The 18,932-nt window shown below is 38.1% G+C and carries 11 protein-coding genes; 8 read left to right on the forward strand and 3 right to left on the reverse strand.

Features of this window, described 5'->3' with window-relative positions; translation table 11 throughout:
* The first annotated feature begins 193 nt into the window (after positions 1–193).
* The 5 genes from RT723_RS12900 (at position 194) to acs (ending at position 6,906) form a co-directional block, all read left to right on the forward strand.
* Complete coding sequence (locus RT723_RS12900) at positions 194–1,102, forward strand: glucosamine kinase nucleotide-binding domain-containing protein (protein WP_315947470.1); 909 nt, start codon at positions 194–196, stop codon at positions 1,100–1,102.
* Positions 1,103–1,140: 38 nt separating this feature from the next.
* Entirely contained in the window at positions 1,141–2,142 is a 1,002-nt protein-coding gene (gene nagB-II, locus RT723_RS12905; RefSeq protein ID WP_216056292.1) for a glucosamine-6-phosphate deaminase NagB-II, read from the forward strand.
* Between the two features lie 120 nt (positions 2,143–2,262).
* Positions 2,263–3,390 carry an N-acetylglucosamine-6-phosphate deacetylase gene (gene nagA, locus RT723_RS12910; RefSeq protein WP_315947471.1) on the forward strand — a complete coding sequence of 376 codons (1,128 nt, stop codon included), beginning with the start codon at positions 2,263–2,265 and terminating at the stop codon, positions 3,388–3,390.
* Between the two features lie 94 nt (positions 3,391–3,484).
* Positions 3,485–4,804: a sugar MFS transporter gene (locus tag RT723_RS12915; protein ID WP_315947472.1), complete on the forward strand. Its 1,320-nt coding sequence runs from the start codon at positions 3,485–3,487 to the stop codon at positions 4,802–4,804.
* A 140-nt stretch (positions 4,805–4,944) separates the two neighbouring features.
* Positions 4,945–6,906: an acetate--CoA ligase gene (acs, locus tag RT723_RS12920; RefSeq protein ID WP_315947473.1), complete on the forward strand. Its 1,962-nt coding sequence runs from the start codon at positions 4,945–4,947 to the stop codon at positions 6,904–6,906.
* 84 nt (positions 6,907–6,990) lie between these two features.
* On the opposite strand, the gene queG is transcribed toward acs, so the two are convergent.
* On the reverse strand, positions 6,991–8,148 hold the full coding sequence (gene queG / locus RT723_RS12925; RefSeq protein WP_315947474.1) for a tRNA epoxyqueuosine(34) reductase QueG: 1,158 nt from the start codon (positions 8,146–8,148) through the stop codon (positions 6,991–6,993).
* A gap of 374 nt (positions 8,149–8,522) precedes the next feature.
* On the opposite strand from queG, the gene RT723_RS12930 reads away from it, so the two are divergent.
* From RT723_RS12930 to tldD, 3 genes are read left to right on the forward strand one after another with little or no spacing between them, the layout of a single operon-like run.
* Positions 8,523–12,479, forward strand: a complete 3,957-nt coding sequence (locus RT723_RS12930) for a YhdP family protein (RefSeq protein WP_315947475.1) — start codon at positions 8,523–8,525, stop codon at positions 12,477–12,479.
* A complete protein-coding gene (locus tag RT723_RS12935; protein ID WP_315947476.1) occupies positions 12,480–13,343 on the forward strand; it encodes a carbon-nitrogen hydrolase family protein in 864 nt (287 codons plus the stop codon).
* A 38-nt stretch (positions 13,344–13,381) separates the two neighbouring features.
* A complete protein-coding gene (gene tldD, locus RT723_RS12940; protein WP_315947478.1) occupies positions 13,382–14,821 on the forward strand; it encodes a metalloprotease TldD in 1,440 nt (479 codons plus the stop codon).
* 83 nt (positions 14,822–14,904) lie between these two features.
* Here the strand turns inward: tldD and RT723_RS12945 are convergent, their stop codons facing one another.
* Both RT723_RS12945 and yjgA read right to left on the reverse strand, forming a co-directional pair.
* On the reverse strand, positions 14,905–18,345 hold the full coding sequence (locus RT723_RS12945; RefSeq protein WP_315947479.1) for a beta strand repeat-containing protein: 3,441 nt from the start codon (positions 18,343–18,345) through the stop codon (positions 14,905–14,907).
* Between the two features lie 12 nt (positions 18,346–18,357).
* Complete coding sequence (gene yjgA / locus RT723_RS12950) at positions 18,358–18,873, reverse strand: ribosome biogenesis factor YjgA (RefSeq protein ID WP_216056283.1); 516 nt, start codon at positions 18,871–18,873, stop codon at positions 18,358–18,360.
* Between the last annotated feature and the right edge of the window lie 59 nt (positions 18,874–18,932).

The raw sequence follows: 18,932 nt of genomic DNA on the forward strand, positions 1-18,932 counted from the left end.
TTAGTAAAAATTAATGTCTTTAATAACAATAAATTATCTGAAAAGTATAAAATTATAGCGATTCTTTCTTGACCAAAATTATTCTTGTGTTAACTTAAATGACAGCGCTGTCATTTGGTGACGGTACTAATTCATGTTGTGGTGAAGTTAGCTCACGGATGAGCATTTTTTTATTTAATAGTTTGGATCAGTAATGAGTAAAGAAAAATACAATAATAAACAACTTTATTTAGGTATCGACGGTGGGGGCAGTAAATGTCGAGCGATTCTTTATTCTAACGAAGACGGAGTAATCGCCGACGCCGTATCAGGTCCAGCCAATGTATTACGTGGGATTGAAAAAGCACAACAACACATTATTGAAGCAACGGATACTGCATTGGCTCAGGTTGGACTTACTCCTGATTTTAAGGCTAATTTAATTGCAGGCATCGGTTTGGCCGGTTTAAACCTTGAAGCTTGTATGACAGAAATGCAACGTTGGAATTCGCCGTTTAAACAAAGTTTTTATACCACTGACTTACATATTGCTTGTATGGGGGCTCATGGTGGTAAAGATGGCGCAGTGATGATCATCGGTACAGGGTCAAGTGCATTGGTTTGTCAAAATAACAAATTAAAAGAAATGGGCGGTCATGGATTTCCTGTCGGTGATGCTGGTAGTGGTGCTTGGGTTGGCTACAAGTCAATAGAATTGGCATTATTAGTATTAGATGGTTTAAAACCAGAAACTGATTTTATTAAAGCGATTTGTAAACATTATCAAATCACTACAGCTATTGAATTGGCCCAAACAGTATCTGGTTTCACACCAACAGAATTTGGACGATTAGCTCCCTTAGTTGTGCAACATGCACAATTAAATGATCAACATGCCGTTAACATATTGAAATCTGGTGCTGAATACTTGTCTGCTTTAGCAACGAAATTACTTCAAGATAAAACACTAAAATTATCGCTTATCGGCGGGTTATCGCCCTTAATGCAACCATATTTATCCCCTGAAGTTGTGGGTCAGCTGAAAGAGGCTGAGCAGCCACCAGAAGTAGGAGCGGTTTTATACGCACAACAACAGTCTTCTGCTTGTGCAGTTGCTATTTAACGAATTGATTTAACATAGAATTTAATTAGGAATTAATTATGCTAACTAACACTATTATGGAACGCGAAGCGCGTGAAGCACCAACTCGTATTCAACAACAAATTGAAATGAACAACGAGACAGTTATTAAATTAGGTGAAACATTACGTCAATTAGCACCAAAGTTTGTATTTATGGTTGGACGTGGTTCTTCAGATCATGCGGGTGTTTTTGGTAAATATTTAATTGAAGTTGAAACAGGGACGCCTGTAGTAGCAGCCGCACCATCAGTAAAAAGTGTATTTGGAACAGAAGTAAACTTAGCCGGTAGTGCGGTTATCGTTATTTCTCAATCCGGTCGTAGCCCAGATATCTTATCTCAAGCAGAAATTGCCAAAAAACAAGGTGCATTGTGCATAGCATTGGTCAATGACCAAAGTTCACCTTTAGCTGAAATTGCAGATGTTGTTATACCACTTAATGTTGGTGAAGAAAAAGCCGTTGCTGCTACCAAAAGCTATTTAGCGACGTTATCTGCTTTATTACACGTAGTGGCGCATTGGAAAAATGATCAATCACTCATTTCTGCAGTAAATCAATTACCGGAAGTGTTAGCTAAAACCGTTGATGAGCCTGTTCAATTAAAAGCCGAAGCGGTTGCTGGAGTTGATCATCTTGTGGTTATGGGTCGTGGTTTTGGTTATGCCTTATCACGTGAAGTTGCATTAAAACTTAAAGAAGTGTGTGGTATTCAAGCTGAGTCATTTTCGAGTGCGGAGTTTTTACACGGTCCTGTTACTTTAGTAGAAGGCGGATTAGACATTATTAGCCTTGACTTAGCGGATGAGTCAAAAACGAGTCACGATGAACAAATTAACGAAGTTAAGTCTCGTGGTGCAACAGTTACGCATATTGCGCTGACGAATAACACAATTGCTAATAGAATTGCTCCATTAACATTATTACAACGTTTTTATATCGATGTAGCGCATGTTGCGGTAAGCCGTGGTGTAGACCCAGATGCACCAGCTGGACTAAATAAAGTAACTAAAACGTTATAATTTAGTCATTACCTCAACACTATTTATCTGACATCAGTCAGTCGCTTAGTTGCAATTAAGTAACTGATTGTTGTCATAAAATGGGTTAAGGTTTAACTAATTAATATCTTAGAGAACAATATGTTATTAACTGCCGATAAAGTATTTGATGGTTCTACATTGTTAACCAATGTAACTGTTGAAGTTGACCAAGATAAAATTATAGCCATCCATCAAGGTGTATTACCTAACGCGGAATATATCCCAGGTACATTAACAGCTGGCTTTATTGACGTACATGTTAATGGCGGTGGCGGTAAGTTATTTAACTTTGAACCGAGTGTTGAGACGGTAGAAACTATGATCTCGGCACATGCCAAATTTGGAACAACGGCGTTATTGCCCACCTTAATAACAGATGAAGCGTCTGTCATGGAACGTGCCGCTGATGCAATTAGTGATGCTGTTAAACAAAATAGCCCGGGTATTTTAGGGATTCATTTTGAAGGACCTCATTTATCTATTCCTAAAAAAGGCGTGCATGAAGAAACCTTAGTTCGTCCTATTGGCGATAGAGAAAAAGCTATATTTAATCGTACCGATTTGGGTATAAAAATAGTGACATTAGCCCCTGAAAATGTATCGGATGAAGATGTCGTTGAACTGATAAATAATCAAGTGAAAGTATCTCTAGGTCACAGTAATGCCACTTATGAACGTGCAAAAGAGGTAGTTGCATTAGGTGCTGATAGCTTTACACATTTGTTTAATGCCATGTCTCCATTTACCAGTCGTGCACCCGGCGTATTGGGTGCTGCACTGGAAACTGACTCTGCTTGGTGTGGCATTATTTTAGACGGTCATCATATGCATTATGGTTCTGCTAAAATTGCACATGCAATTAAACCAAAAGGTAAATTGTTATTGGTTACTGACTCAATGTCCACGATTGGAAGTGATCAGCAAGGTTTTGAGTTTTTTGGTGTAGAAGTGATTCGTGATGGCGATAAGTTATCTACCCCAGAAGGGACATTAGCTGGTTCAGCTTTAGATATGATCACTGCCGTAAAAAACGCAGTAGAACACTTAGGTTTATCCTTAGAAGAAGCATTAAATATGGTTTCTTTGTATCCGGCGCAATACTTAACGGTGGATAATAAAATGGGGTCTATACAGGTTGGAAAACAAGCTGACTTAACCGTATTCACTAACGACTTTAACGTTTCAAAAACATGGATAGCTGGCAAGTTAATTCATACCAATGATTAAAATCGTTTATTTTTAACAATAAACACAAAAATTAAAAATAATAATAAATCGGATCGCATTTAAGCACTGATAAATAAGCATAGGGGAGAGTCTAATGACTTCAATCGCAAACGAGCAACCCAATAAGGTTGTAAAAAGTAACATGATGCCAATGGTGATCATTGGTGTTTTGTTTTTCATATTCGGATTTGTTACTTGGTTGAATGGGTCATTAATTCCATTTCTTAAAATCATTTGTGAATTAAATGAGTTTCAAGCTCTGTTAGTAACATTTGCATTTTATATTGCTTACACCGTCATGGCGTTACCTATGTCTTTATTATTAGACAAAACCGGTTATAAAAACGGTATGGCGATAGGTTTAGCCGTCATGGTTGTTGGCAGTTTATTGTTTATCCCCGCGGCACAAACGGGTAATTATATTGTATTCTTAGCCGCTTTATTTGTTTTAGGTTCTGGCTTAACTATCCTACAAACCGCCTCTAATCCATATGTTGTAAAAATTGGACCAGAAAGCAGTGCGGCCATGCGTATTAGTATTATGGGCTTAATAAACAAAGCTGCAGGTGTGTTAGCGCCAGCGATGTTTACTGCATTAGTATTGTCAGGAATGGGGGATTATTCAGAATCTTACATGGCAGGCTTAGATGATGTAGCGCGCCAAGCTAAAATCGATGAATTATCAAATGCGTTGATCATGCCTTATATCGCAATGGCATTAGTTTTATCGGCATTGGTTGTTTTTATCAAGTTTTCAAATCTACCAGAATTAGAGCTGGAAGATGAAGAGTCTACTGATGACGGCCGCAGCATCATGTCATTTCCTCAAGTTGTGTTAGGTGCGATTGCTATATTCTTTTATGTTGGTATTGAAGTTATTGCTGGTGACACAATTGGTTTATATGGTCAAAGCCTTGAAGTTGCCAATTTTGCGGGGTTAACGTCTTACACTATGGTGTTTATGGTTATTGGTTACGTGATAGGTGTCACTTGTATTCCTAAATACATTAGCCAACAACAAGCTTTACTTGGCTCAGCCATTGCTGGGATCCTTTGTGTGATAGGTGTTTTAACAAGCTCAACTGAAAGTACCGCTATTGCTGATGTATTATGGGGTTGGACAGGGATTGCAGTTATTCCTAATACGGTTACCTTTGTTGCATTACTCGGCCTAGCCCACGCATTAGTGTGGCCTGCAGTTTGGCCACTTGCGTTGATGGGGTTAGGTAAACATACGGCTCAAGGTTCTGCATTATTAATCATGGGTATTGCTGGTGGTGCTATTTTACCTTTGGTATTTGGTCAAATAGCTCATGTTACGAATGACACCAGTTTGGGTTATATCGTCGGTTTCTTATGTTATGGCTATATTTTGTATTATGGTTTAGTTGGTCATAAAAAACGTACCTGGTAACCCTATTAAAATGAAAACACGCCTAGTTTTATCTAGGCGTTTTTGTAACTGAAATTAGTGGTAGCTTATTAGGCATCATCATTGAGTGATACTAATTAAGCGGTTGATAAGAATAATATTAATAAAAACACGAGTAACGCATGTCAGAAATTTTTCCAGTACCTGAATCCTATAAAGAGATATCTCTATTAAATAATGCTGAATATACAGCTATGTATAAACAATCTATCGAAAATCCAGACGAGTTTTGGCAAGAACAAGCACAACGTATCGATTGGATAAAGCCTTTCACCAAAGTAAAAAATACCAGTTTTGCTAAAGGCAATGTTGATATCCGTTGGTTTGAAGATGGGGTATTAAATGCCAGCTATAACTGTATCGATCGACATTTAGCAGCCCATGCCAATGACACCGCCATTATTTGGGAAAATGATGATGGCGGTAAATCTACTCACATCAGTTTTCAAACATTACATGATGAAGTGGCTAAATTGGCCAATGGACTTAAAAAGTTAGGTGTAGGAAAAGGCGACCGAGTCGCTATTTACATGCCTATGGTAGTTGAAGCCGCTTATGCCATGTTGGCTTGTGCTCGTATTGGTGCAGTTCACTCTGTTATTTTTGCTGGCTTTTCGCCAAATGCGATAGCGGATAGGATCAAAGATTGCCAGTCAAAAGTGATTATTACATCGGATGAAGGCTTACGTGGTGGTCAAACGATACCGTTAAAAGCCAATGTCGATGAAGCCTTAAATCGAGCCGATACAAGTTGCTTAGAAGCGGTTTTATGTTTGAAGTACACAGGGGCAAAAGTCGATTGGCATGATGCAGACTCTGCACGAAATGGCATCGATATCTGGTGGGACGAACACTTAGCGGATTGTGAAAGTGTTTGTGAACCAGAGCCAATGAATGCTGAAGATCCTTTATTTATTCTTTATACCTCTGGATCTACTGGCCAACCTAAAGGCGTATTACATACAACGGGTGGTTATCTCGTTTATGCATCTTTGACCCATGAATATGTATTTGATTGTAAACCAGGTGATGTTTATTGGTGTGGTGCTGATGTTGGTTGGATTACAGGTCATAGTTACTTAATTTATGGTCCATTGGCCAATGGTGTCACTACGGTAATGTTTGAAGGTATTCCCGTTTACCCAAATGTTTCGCGTTTGAGTGAAGTGGTAGATAAACATAATGTGAACGTACTTTATACCGCGCCTACTGCCATTAGAGCCTTAATGGCAAAAGGTGACTCAGTAATTGCAGGGACCAATAGAAGCTCATTACGTTTATTAGGCTCAGTGGGTGAACCTATTAATCCAGAAGCATGGAATTGGTATCATAAAACAATTGGTAACAGTAGCTGTCCGATCGTAGATACATGGTGGCAAACAGAAACCGGTGGCATATTGATTACGCCATTACCAGGCGCTACAGAGCTTAAACCTGGTTCTGCCACTCGTCCATTTTTTGGTGTAAAACCAGCCTTGGTCACTAACGAAGGTGACATCCTTGAAGGGGCTGCAGAAGGTAATTTAATTATCACTGACAGTTGGCCAGCTCAAGCCCGTACTTTGTATGGTGATCATGAACGTTTTGAGCAAACGTATTTCTCAACGTATGAAAATCAGTACTTTTCTGGAGATGGCGCACGTCGTGATGAAGATGGTTATTATTGGATCACCGGCCGTGTAGACGATGTATTAAATGTATCGGGACACCGTTTAGGAACCGCTGAAATTGAAAGTGCATTAGTAGCACACCCTGTAACTGCAGAAGCCGCTGTGGTTGGTTACCCTCACGATATTAAAGGTCAGGGGATTTATGTGTATTTGATTGCAAAAGATGGAGTGGAAATAACCGATGCCTTGACTAAGGAAGTGAGAGATTGGGTTGCTAAGGATTTAAGCCCTATAGCGAAGCCTGACATGATCCAATGGACCGACGGTTTACCAAAAACACGCTCAGGTAAAATCATGCGTCGTATATTGCGTAAGATAGCGGCAAATGAATACGAAACTTTAGGTGATACCAGCACATTAGCTGATCCTAGTGTGGTTGATAAACTAATAAAAAATAGGCTCAATAAAGGTTAACGTCTTTGATATAGCTAATAAAAACGGCAACAGTTGTTGGCGTTTTTATGTATCCAATTTATCTATTTTGTTTATAGAGTGGAATTAAGCATCTCTAGGTAAACCAACTTTTATCGCTTTAATCAAGCGTTTTAGTTTTCGTGAATCTACCCCTTCATTATTCGCTTTCTGTTTTTGCTGTTCTAATGCCCAATGAATATGTTCATCAACCATGTCAGAAATAAGTGTTAATTTATTAGTTAACTGTTCTACTACTTCTAAGCTAAATGGGGCATTGCCTAGTGCAACAGCAATATTACGCATCCAGCACTCAAACCCTATTCTTCTTATTGGACTGCCTTCTGTCACTTTTAAAAAATGAGGCTCTTGCCATTGCCACAATTCTAATAAACTCACAGGGTGTAATTGTGAGCGTGGTAAAAAATCGGGTTCCGTTGATAGTTCAGCATAACGATTCCAAGGGCAAATAAGTTGGCAGTCATCACAGCCATAAATGCGATTACCCATAGCTTTGCGATATTGTTCAGGAATGCTGTCTTTTAATTCAATTGTTAAATATGAAATGCATTTACGGCCATCAACAACATATGGTTCAACAATCGCTTGAGTAGGGCAAGTGGTTATACACGCAACACAAGTTCCGCATTCATTTTCTGCTGGAGTATCCGTTTCCAAAGCAATGGGTAAAAATAGTTCGCCTAAAAAGAACCAACTACCAGCTTCTTTGTTGATGGTAAGTGTATGCTTACCTATCCAACCTAGGCCAGCTTTCTCAGCAATCGGTCTTTCTAAAACGGGGGCTGAGTCAACAAAAGGGCGAAAGGCGAGGTGATCTAAATTCAACTCTTTTTCTATCATCTGACCCATTTTTTTTAGCTTGTTGCGGATGACTTTATGATAATCACGTCCAAGAGCATAACGACTGATAAATGCTTGGGTTGGTTGTTCTAGAGTCGCTGCAAAGGCCGCGTCAGGTGGCAGATAATCAAGTCGAACAGAAACTAAAGAAATCGTGCCAGGTAATAATTCAGCTGGTCTGCTACGTTTGGTGCCATGGCTAGCCATATATGACATTTCACCGTGAAACCCTTTTTTTAACCAATCTAACATTTTAGGTTCATATTCAGACAAGTCGATGTCAGATATCCCCACTTGCTGGAAGCCGAGTTCACTCCCCCACTGTTTTATTTTTTTAGAGAGTGCTGAAGTGTCAATTTGTGTGTTTAGTTTGGATTTGCTCATTAATAAAACTGTAGATTCAGGCTACAAATATTAGGGGTACTTTACCATGTATTAACTAGGAGGCGCATAGAAGATCCACATGTATTTAAATGACAAAAAGAAACATTAAACTTTTATCACTTTGACGAGTCGGAGTAAGCAATTAAGCCGTAAAATAAATAAATGGCAAAATTTAAAATATTAGATTACAAATAAGCATAAAAAATACGATTTGTACCTATTAATTGCAGTAGATTTTGCTGCAAAAAATGACGGAATAGGTATTATGATCACAACTGCAATTGATCAACAATGAAGAACTATAATAAGTTGAACGATTTGAAAAATATCAAAGTTAATAAATCGAGTATTTATTACTTTCAGAGAGACATATCTTGTTAAAAAAAATAACGCTGCGTATTGTAAAAACAATTTGGGCCTTGTTCGCCTCGATTGTTATTTTATTTGCAGTAGCAGTTAGCCTCCTCAAGTTTGCACTTCCATATGCTGACGAATACAAAGCAAATATTGAAGAATATTTGTTAACCAACTTCAGTGCTCAAATTTCCATTGGTGAAATTGGGGCTAGCTGGCAATCTTCCGGTCCCGTTTTTATCTTATATGATTTAGTCATCACTCCCACAGTCAGTACGCCATTAGATCTTGCCATCCATGAAACACAAATAGAAATAAACTTCTGGCAATCATTGGTAGAACAACGATTTGTAAGTGGTGCATTTTTATTGGATGGTGTGGATGCCAAAATTAATAGTGATGTATTTTATAAAGTAAGACCTAAGTCGAACGGTGGACAGTTATTTGAAAACTTAAGTCACTTGTTCCTGTCACAATTACAGTCCTTTAAAGTTATCAATAGTTTAATCAAAGTAAAGCACCAGCAAGGACGTACTCAAGATTATCAAATAGAATCTTTACGTTGGATAAATCAAGGTAATCGACACCAAGCCAGTGGTGAATTATTTGTTGATGGTTTTTCTAATAACTCTATTTCCTTAATTGTTGATCTATACGGACAGCGAAGACAAAATATTTTTGGCCAAGTGTATTTAGAAGCGTCAAAAATGGATGTATCCCCTTGGTTAACTCAATTAATCAGTGATCATATTAGTTTGGAATCAACCGAAGCCAGTTTTAAAGTCTGGGGTAATGTGAAAGATGGCCTTGTCGGAGACATCGTTGTTGATGTTACTGATTCGGGCATTCGATGGCAAAAATCAGAGCAAGAACAATACTTAGGGGTGAAGTCAGCCAAGTTACAATGGGCTAAGTCAACATCTGGTTGGTCAATGTTTGGCAATGACATAGCGCTCAATAATGGTGCTGATGAATACGATGGTTTTAACCTCGTAGTTAAATCTAGTGATAATAATACTCTGGTAAATGTGACCGAGGGAGATATACAACCTATATCTAGGCTGTTTTCTTTGTTTTCAGCAACTAAAGGGTTAGGGCTTTTAGCCGAATCAGAAATCAACGGTCAGTTAGATTACTTTAAATTAAACGTTGATCCCCAAAATAAACTTAACGCAATAACGCGTTTATCAAACTTAAGTTTAGCGCCAATACAAAGTGAAAATACCGCCTATTTAGGTGTCGATGGTTTAGACTTATCTGGGTATTGGTCAGGTAATCAAGGCTGGTTCGAATTAACGGGTAAAGATGGAAAATTTAATACACAAGATACGTTTAGTGAACACTTTACTTATTCCGAATTTATGGTGATGACTCATGTAAAGAGTAGTGACTATGGGATTACGATAAACGTACCTAAAATTTTCATTTCCAATCAAGACATAGAGGTAAACCTTGCGGCGCAATACACTAATTTCAGTCAATCAGACCTTTCACTTTATGGTGAAATAAAAGGGCCGACTTTAGGTAATATAAAACCCTATTTACCGAGATACCTTATACCACCTGAAACGTATCAGTATTTAAATTCAGCCATTGAGCAAGGCCGAGGTGAGTTAACTCAGGTTGCCATTAGTGGTGATCCTTCTCATATGCCTTATAGTGATTTAAGCAAAAGCGCTGAACATGGTACGTTTGTCCTTAAAGCTCTGTTAAAACAAGGTCAGTTTAAATTCGACCAAGACTGGCCAGCCATTAATAATATGGATGCTCAATTAATCGTAAAAGACAGTTTAATGACGATAAAAGTCGACTCAGGCGAGTTTGCTGGCTTAAATATAAAAAATGATGCAGAAGCCAATATCGCTCTGGACGCTGAACAACAAACATTACAGTTATTATTAACCCCTGAACGATTAGTCTTAGAAGATTTTCATACTTTAGTTGAGACAACGCCCTTAAAAAGCGTATTAGGTGATGTATTTGAGTTTGTAAAACTTGGTGGTGAGTCAACTGCAGCGGTAAATATATCAATACCATTTTCAGATGAGCCAGATGAACAGGGGAATATTCCTCAAGTATTGGCTCGGGGAAATGTTATCACTGACAATGCTAAAATGAGCTTACCAAGTTTAAACTTAGATTTCGAAAGTGTTAACTCGGTCGTCACTTTTGAAAACTCAACATTTAAAGTGTTTAGCTCAGATGCCGAATTATTCAAGCTGCCAATTTCGTTTGAAGTTAATGGGTTTAATAGCGATGATAATTATTTAATAAGTGCAGAGTTAATTGCTGATTGGGAACGTAATTCCATTGCCGAGTTATACCAATTAAAGTTAATGGAGTATTTTGACGGTGAACAATCGTCAGTGGTTAAAGTCAATGTAAATATAGAACCAGATGGTTTTCAATACTTTGTTGATGGTAATTCGGATTTAACCTACACATCTTACGACATCACTAAACCAATAGTAAAAAAGATTGGTGAACCTTCTGTATTGAACTTTTCAATGTTGGGTGATCAAACGGGTGGTTTGTTACAAGTTAACTTAGACGATAAGTTATTCTTTGATGGCAATATAGTTGCTGAATCAGGCCGTATGGAACAAGCCCATCTAAGTGTTGGTGAAAGCTTAGTGCAATTACCGCAATCTGGTTTTGATATTTCAATTGAAGAAGAATATTTAGAGTTTGAACCTACTTTAACTTTTGTTTTGGATTTAATTTCAGACTTGCCGGAAAGTGACTCAGACCAACCAGGGTTTGTTGATCAGCCGCATCATATATTTGGTAATATTCAGCATTTTTCCATATTGGGTCAAGATTGGCAAAATGTGAGTTTAGATGCTAAACCACAAGATGATTCTTGGTTATTTTCTCTTGGAGCAAAACAAACATTAACTGACGTCATAGTGTACAACGACGTCGAAAATGAAGGGATAAATATAGCGTCATCATTTTTACGTTTAGGTACCGAATTAGAAACCGTCCCAGTTAATCCAGAAATGGCCAAGCCAACTAAAGCGACCGAAATACCTAAACCAAGTATGAATAACTCTGCAGATTTAATTCGAGGTTTGCCACCTATTAAATTTGCTTGTGAAAGCTGTTTTTATAATGGTAAACCGCTTGGTAAAATAGAATTGTCGGCACAATCAGTTGGACCCGAATTAGTCATCGATAAAGCGACGTTAAATTATAAAAGTAACAGCGCAAATTTAACGGGTACTTGGCTTGGTGACTCAGGCTCAGGTCGAACTTTTGTTAAAGGTGATGTTAAATCGAAATTATTTGGTAAATGGTTGGATGAATATGGTCTATCAACTGGAATTGAGCAAAGTGATGCGTCCATTAAAGTGGAAGTTGACTGGAAAAGTGCTCCGCAGTGGTTGGATTTTGAAACCTTAAATGGCAAAGCTAACTTTCGTTTAGGAGAAGGGTATTTTAGTGAGATCAGTGACCAAGGGGTTCGTTTGTTTTCATTGTTTAGCTTTGATTCATTGTATCGAAAATTAAAATTAGATTTCAAAGATGTATTTTCAAAAGGTCTATTCTTTAATGATATTAAAGGAAGTATTGTTTTAAAAGATGGTATTGGTTATTCGGATAATATTCGTATGGATGGTGTGGCGGGTGATATGTCGATGGCTGGGTTCACTGATTTAAATACAGACACAGTAGATTACGACGTTAGCTTTAAACCCAAAATAACATCCAGCTTGCCTGTTCTTGCTTGGTTGTCTGCTGTTAACCCTGTTACTTTTTTAGGTGTGATGGCATTGGATAAAGTAATTGAAAATGCAGACATCGTTTCAGAGCTTAGACTTAAAGTAACGGGCGATTTAAAAGAACCCACAGTTAAAGAAGTTAAACGCTTTACCAAACGAGTCAAAATACCAGTGGATGAAATAGAAAAACAAAAAGAAACGCCGGTGGATGAAAAGCCAAAAGAAATACCAGAGCAAGTAGGTCATGAATAAATGAAAGTTTATGTATTGCAAATGTGTTCAAGTCCAAATGTAAAAGACAACCTGTTGTTTGTACAAAAACAACTACTTGATACACCTACTGATTTAACCAATGCAATTGTTGTATTACCTGAATGTTTTGCTGCATTTGGTGCCGGAGACAGTAAAAACCTAGATATTGCAGAGCCATTAGATGATGGTCGAATTCAAACGCAGCTGGCAAGTTTAGCTCGTCAATATTCTATTTACTTAGTCGCGGGGACTTTTCCAATATTAAAGAATATTGACCAAGGTTATCCAAATAATGATGAGGGTGGCAGAAGCAAAGTAAGACCTATGACTTTAGTTTACTCACCTAAAGGTGAGCTAATAGCCCATTATCAAAAGATACATTTGTTTGACGTTGATGTAGAAGATGGTATTGGTAGTTACCGTGAGTCAGACAATTGGCAAGCGGGTGATAGCGTGGTTTGCTTTGATACTCCATTTGGTAAAGTGGGTTTAGCGATTTGTTATGACTTACGTTTCCCAGGTTTGTTTCAAACGTTAAGAGATGAAGGTGTCGATGTGGTTCTATTACCAAGTGCGTTTACCGAAAAAACCGGCGCAGCACATTGGCAAGTTTTATTACAAGCAAGAGCAATAGAGAATCAATTTTTCATGGTGGGCTGCAATCAAGCTGGTGTGCATGAAAATGGTAGGGAAACCTTTGGGCATAGTATGATCATCGACCCTTGGGGAACAATACTGTTGGATGCGCAAAAAGAACTCGGGGTATTTGGTGTTAATTTAAAACTTGATAGTTTAATTAATATCCGCCAGTCAATGCCCGTGCAAAAGCACAATAAATTTGTTAGTCGTTACAACGATAAATAAAACAAACAATTCAATCCATATTACAAATAGGAATCACTTTGAACTCAGTAGAGCAGCGATTATTAACCGCAAATAACTTGACTCAGCAAGATGTGTTAGATGGATTAGCCATCATGTTAGAACACAAACTTGATTATGCCGATTTATACTTTCAGGCGAGTGCTCATGAGTCTTGGGTAATGGAAGATGGCATCATCAAAGACGGCTCGTACAATATAGAACAAGGGGTTGGGGTTAGAGCGGTTAGTGGAGAAAAAACAGGCTTGTCCTATTCTGACCAATTAAACGCACCAGCAATAATGGAAGCGGCGGGGACTGCAAGAAGTATTGCTGCTGCTGGGGCAAATGCAAAACAAAAACTGATCACTAAAACCATTGCCAAAGAAATATATACACCTTGTCAGCCTCTAGAAGCTATGACTAATGATGACAAAGTGGCGTTACTTAAAAGCGTAGACAGTTATATACGTAAACAATCGCCAGAAGCTCATAATATTGTAGTTAGTTTAACCGGTGTATTTGAACAAATTCTAGTTGCCGCAACCGACGGGACTTGGGGAACGGATACACGGCCGTTAATACGTTTAAATTGTTCTATCGTACTAGAAAAAGATGGTCGTAAAGAACGTGGAGGTGCCGGTATTGGTGGCAGAACCGACTATGGTTATTTCTTAGAAATAAATGACGGACGATTGCGTTATGAACAAGTAGCAGATGACGCTATTCATATGGCCAAAGTGAACTTAGAAGCGATTGAAGCGCCAGCGGGGACTATGCCCGTTGTATTAGGTTCAGGTTGGCCTGGTGTATTACTTCATGAAGCGGTAGGTCATGGTTTAGAAGGTGACTTTAATCGTAAAGGGTCTAGTAATTACAGCGGTAAGATTGGAGAGAAAGTTGCGTCAGATCTTTGTACTATCGTAGACGATGGCACAATGTTGAATCGACGCGGTTCTTTAAATATAGATGATGAAGGTGTGCCGGCTCAATACAATGTATTAATTGAAAATGGTATTTTGAAATCCTATATGCAAGACAAACTTAATGCCCGTATAATGGGCGTTGAACCTACCGGAAATGGACGCCGTGAATCTTACGCTCATCTTCCTATGCCACGTATGACCAACACATATATGTTAGCAGGACAGAGTACACCTGAAGATATTATAGAAAGTGTTGATAACGGCATTTACGCCACTAACTTTGCTGGCGGACAAGTTGATATTACCTCAGGTAAATTTGTATTCTCAGCGTCAGAAGCTTACCTAATTGAAAATGGAAAAATAACTAAACCAGTGAAAGGAGCCACCTTAATTGGTAATGGCCCAGATGCCATGTCTATGGTGTCTATGGTTGGTAACGACTTAGCTCTTGATAAAGGTGTTGGCGTGTGTGGAAAAGACGGACAGAGCTTGCCTGTTGGCGTTGGTCAGCCTACATTGAAGTTAGATGAAATGACCGTAGGTGGTACGCAGTAAAATTGTTGTATTAAACCGAAGTAAATAAAAAAAACGCACATCCTTGGATGTGCGTTTTTTAGGTATTTTTAGGTAACTTACATTTAATTAAAAAGAATTGATGTTGTTACTAGTTTGGGAGTGATCACTAATATGCCGTAATTTATTGGATCAGTTCCTGTATTAAAGCTTACAGTTATACCACCGAAAGCACTTGGATCTGACGTGCCAATAGTATTACCTATGATATAGTCAGGCTCTTCTTCCTCTTCTGCAAAGCCTGAAGTATTAACATAAATTCTTGTATTTGCCGGTAATGTTTGGCGTTGGCTGTCTGATATTTTTATTAATATATCTGTACTTGCTGGTATTGGAGATAAAGTCGCAGCGCCAAAACCATCATAATAAATTTCGCCAGTATTTTTATTTTCAATAATAAAGTATGGCTTTGAGCCTGAAGTAATAATTACACCAGCCTTACGTATGGTAATAAACGAGTTATTGGAACACTGAGTTGCATTACATTGAGGACCATTAAATAAACCATCTGTAACAGTAAAAGTTCCAAGATTATCATCATCTAAAAACTGCTCACCAAGATCGTATTGGTAATTTTCATTATCGTCGCGCCAAGCTTCAGGCATATCAATAAAACCGCTGAGTTGTTGTGATATTCCATCGAATCCGCTAGCGATTTTATCGCTAGCGCTAACACCAATTCCATCGGTATCACTATAGTAATTGTTGCCGTCAACATCGACAAAATATTCATGCCCAATTGCGGTAGCTAATACAGTCACTCTATGATTATCAGCATGAGGATGTTGACTATTCCATAATACCGAACAGCTACCTGATTCGGTATTACAAGTAGGCTCAATAGCGCCTCCTTCTGTTGTAAAGTTAATAGTTGTTCCGTCTGGCACTGGGTTATTAAAGCTATCTGCAAGGTATGCGGTTACGGTGACTTCTTCACCTGCATAGTCTTTCGCTTCTGGATTGAACAATGAAAATGCAAGGGTCATTGAGTTTTGATCTGGTAAACCTGTGTTGACTGATAGCAGATCAGATTGTGTTGAAATTGATTTGTCCTCGTTAGTGACTGTGGCTGTAACACGAACCGCTGTAGGGACATTACCTGCAATGACAGATGCTGTAACCAGGCCATCTGCATTGGTGGTACCTGAATCAGAAATCAAAGCAATTCCACCAATCAAGGTGCTTAGTTCAAAAGATACTTCTTTTTGTGATTGTGGATTACCTAATTGACCTTTGACTAAAAAGGTTAAGGTGGACGACTCTTGATTATTTTGGCCGCCAACCCCTTTTAATACAATTGACTCTGGGGAGGCGGATACAAACTCAATAGAACCTAGCCCCTCTGGTTGTAATAGTATATTTCGACTCGCAATATATTGTGTCGAGTCAATGGTTACCGTAGCGACAATATTGTCTTCGTTGCCATCAGGTCCAGCACAATTAATATCTTGATAGGTAGCCGAAGCTTTACCTTTAATAGAAAAAACCGTGGCGTCAATTGTCGCTTTGCCTGCAGTCACACAAGTAGAGGTAAAATTAACTTCAAATGGTGTAGTTGTTACTGGATTTAAGTCTTGGTCTACAATAGAAACATTAACGCCAAAACTAGATCCTGCCCCAATAGTAGTAACATCATCAATTAATAAGTTACTGTCCGCACTTAATACACCAGAGGTGAAGATATCATCAGTAAAACCACCAAAATCAAAACTTTCAATATCTTCATTTATAGTCTGAGAAAAAACATCTATTTTAATAGTATCGTTAAATGTCTTATCTTCGATTATTACCGAAGCGGTAATAGTTAATACCCCTACATCGTCATCAGACGTAGTTAAGATTGTTTTCGAATTTCCTTCAGTATCGGTAAGTCGAGATGTCGTTGATAAAGTACCACTCGTTGTTGCGTAAGTAATAGTTTCACCTACAAGAGCGACATCATCAGCATCTTTTAAATGGGCTGTAAGGGTAAGGCTATCACTAGCTGTAATGGAAGTAACAGCAACCCCGTCTTTATTGGTTGCAGATAAAGATAACGTGGCATTTTCTACTGTTTCTGCAGTGTTAGCTACATTGAATTTAACGGTATTAGATGAAAATTCAGTACCGTTAATGGTGCTAATTGCGGTCACTGATGTAACCCCAATGTCAGCATCAGTCGAATTATAGGTAACTTGAGCCAATCCATTTTCATCTGTAAGTTTTGAAGTGGGCGAAATCTCACCAGAAGTAGTAGTAAACGCTACTTCTGCTCCAGAGATTGGGTTTTCATTATCTGACACATTTATTGTAAAGGTAGCACTGTCACCTTTAGTTAATGTGATAAATTCATTATCGCTTTTATCAGTAGCTGATAAAGCTAATGTAGCGCTCTCAACGGTGGTCGCTCTATTAGCAACATTGAATTTAACGGTATTAGATGAAAATTCACTTCCATCAATGATACTAGAGGCTGTCACTGACGTTACCCCAATATCTGCTTCAGTTGGATTAAAAGTGACTTGAGCAAGACCGTTTTCATCAGTTAATTTTGAAGTGGGAGTGATGACACCAGACGTGGTAGTGAATGTTACCTCAACTCCGGCAATAGGGCTGTTATCAAGTCCATTTGTGACCATAGCTGTAAACGTAGCATTTTCATCTTTGGTTAACGTTGTGAATTCATCTTCGTTGTCGTTGGTTGCCGTTAAGGTGATAAATGCATTATCAATTGAAGTATTTACTTCATGAACATTGAACTTAATTACATTTGAATTGAATTCATTTCCATTAATGCTAGTTGCTGCGCTAATGGATATAACACCAATATCTGCGTCTGTGGAATTAAAAATGACTTCAGCAATACCATCATTATTGGTAAGGATTGAGGCTGGTGATATTGCTCCTGATGATGTCGTAAATACAATTTCAGTATCAGCGATAGGATTATTATTTGCATCATCAGACAAGTAGACTTTGAAAGTTGCTATATCCCCTTTAGTTAATGTAATGAATTCATTATCGCTTTTATCAGTAGCTGATAAATCTAGAGATGCACTTTCAATGGTAGTAGATAAACTATCTACGTTAAATTTAACAATGTTAGAGGCGAATGTTAAATCGTTAATAGTACTTGTAGCACTAATTGAAATAACACCTTCAATCGAGTCTGTTGAGTTAAAAATGACTTCAGCAACACCATCAGCATCCGTCAGTATAGTTGTTGGAGATATAGAACCTGATGATGTCGTAAACTCTATCTCAGCACCTTGAATTGCCGCGCTATTCTCATCATTAGATATGTAGATTCTGATCGTTGCACTGTCACCTTGAGTTAATGTAGTGACTGCATTGTCATCGTCATCTAAAACCGTTAACAACAAGCTGGCACTTACGATCGTTTCATCTGTATTGGTTAACGTTGAGTCGGTACCCCCACTACAAGCCGAAATGAATAATACGAATAAAAAACTAATCGCAATTTTAAATAAACGAACATCCATGATGTTTAATTTAACTCGTGCCATTAACTAATGCTCCTAACTACCGGTTTCAGTTTTAATGTATTGGAAAAGCTCTTTGTAATTTTTACCAGGCTGTTCTTTTTCCACTTCTTTTTTAGCCTGACGAACCAATTGTCTAAGTTTCTGACGTTCTAAGCTAGGGTGTAAATCAATCAACTCATTGATGGCGCTGTCACCATTTTTAAGTAATTTTTCTCTTGTTTTCTCTAGCTTTTTCATGACTTTATCAGAAGCTAAGTTCGGTGACATGATGCGTTCATATTCAGCACGTAACTTGTCTAAATCTTCGTCTTTAAGTTGTTTGGTTATAAACTGCATATGACGGCGTAATGCGTCTGGTTTATTGGATATTTTATCCGCTAAAATAAATGCAGCTTGTAACTCATCACTTGCGGATAAGCGTTTTTTTTGCGATTTGCCTAAATTAACAAGTTGTTCTGCAAAAGCTTGTAGCTCTTTAACTTCTTTTTTTAATTCGGCTTTACTGACGTAATTTTCATCGTCTGGTAATAAATAATAAGACTTTGTCATAGTAAAATAATCAATAGAATTTAATAACTTGGAATATATGATTTATGGTATGCTGCCAA

Origin of the sequence: Psychrosphaera aquimarina (assembly GCF_032461525.1) — a bacterium.
In the GTDB taxonomy this organism is placed as follows: domain Bacteria; phylum Pseudomonadota; class Gammaproteobacteria; order Enterobacterales; family Alteromonadaceae; genus Psychrosphaera; species Psychrosphaera aquimarina.